This window comes from Micrococcus sp. LASM2_SD2 (genome assembly GCF_057364565.1).
This window is the reverse complement of sequence record NZ_JBNFOB010000379.1, coordinates 1-1,332: the sequence shown is the minus strand read 5'-3', so window position 1 is coordinate 1,332 and position 1,332 is coordinate 1. Positions and strand designations below refer to the sequence as shown.

The window sequence follows — 1,332 nt, the reverse complement described above, 5'->3', positions numbered from 1 at the left end:
CCCGCCCGCCGAAGGGCCCCGCGCCGCAGAGAAAGGCCCCGCGCCCCGCCCGCTGGACCGCCGCCTACGCGGCGTCCTCCCTGGCCCATGCCCGAGGCTGGGAGGACCGGCTCATCGCCGAGGAGGCACGCTTCGCGGCCGAGGAGGCCGAACGCCTGCGCCTGCACCAGGAGCGGGAGACCCGCGCCCTGCAGACCGCCTCACGCCGCCTGGACGGCAGCCTGACCGTGCCGCCCGCCGAGGTCCGCCCCCAGCTGGCGGACATGGACGAGCCCGTGACGGACGAGGAGCTCGTCGAGCGGGCCATGGCAGTCCTGCCCGAGTGGCGCCGCCGGGACCGCCTCGCCAACAAGGCCCGCGCCATCGAGACCGCCTCCGTCCGTGACGAGGACGTCCCGCAGGCACACGAGCGCACCCCCTACATCGCCCCGTACAACCTGCCGGTGCGCGAGCCGAAGGGCCGTGCCCGTCCCGAGGACCGCACCCGTCAGACGTTCGTCACCGTGGCGGCCGGGCTGTTCGTGCTCGCCGGGGCCTGGGGGCTCGGCCTGTTCGGGCGTCTCGGCCTCGGCGCCCTCGACGCCGGCAGCTACCTGGCCGCCCATGACGGCCTGTACGGCATGGGCGCCACCGTGCTCTCGCCGCTGTTCCTGCACGTGCTGACGTGGCCGCTGCTGTTCCTGCTGGTGACCATGTTCGCCCTGCACCAGTGGGGTCCGCGCCAGGGCTACGCCGCCCGCCAGCGCAGCACCGGCTGGCTCGTCGGGCTGGCCCTGCTGTGCCTGGCGGCCTGGTTTCCCATGGCGATCCTGCTCCCTGCCGGCGTCGCCGTGGTGGCGTGGATCGGCGCGCTCGTCTTCGTCGTGGCCGCCCTGCGCGGATACAACCTCACCACCGCCCGCACCACCGGCGAGCGCTTCTTCACGGACGGCACCGTCGGCGCCCTGGCCGGCGTGCTCGTGGCCTTCACCCCGACCATGGTGGCTGTGGCCCTGCATGCCTGGGGCGTGTTCGTCCCGGGTGTGCCGCCGGCCGTCTGGGGCCTGGCCGGCCTGCTGCTGGCCGTGGCCGCCGCGATCCGCCTGAGCCTGACCGAGCGCGGGCGCATGTCCGTGGCCCTGCTGTTCGCCGCCTCCATGGCATGGCTGGCGATCCCCCGCCTGCTGCCGGCCCCGCTGGGGGCGCAGCAGGCGGAGCTGGTGGGCCTGCCCGCGATCTTCGCGGCCTTCCTGGTGATCGTCGCCACCGCCGCGCGCCGCTACCGCATCTCGCAGGCCGAGCTCCAGCTGCGCCGCCGCTGAGACGGCGGGCCGGCGGGAGGCCGGTCGCGCC

The 1,332-nt window shown here is 75.6% G+C and carries 1 pseudogene; it reads left to right on the top strand.

The features are described from left to right. Positions 1-1,301 (top strand): annotated as a pseudogene (locus AC2W7A_RS12520) (hypothetical protein); the annotation flags it as partial. Positions 1,302-1,332: the final 31 nt, after the last annotated feature.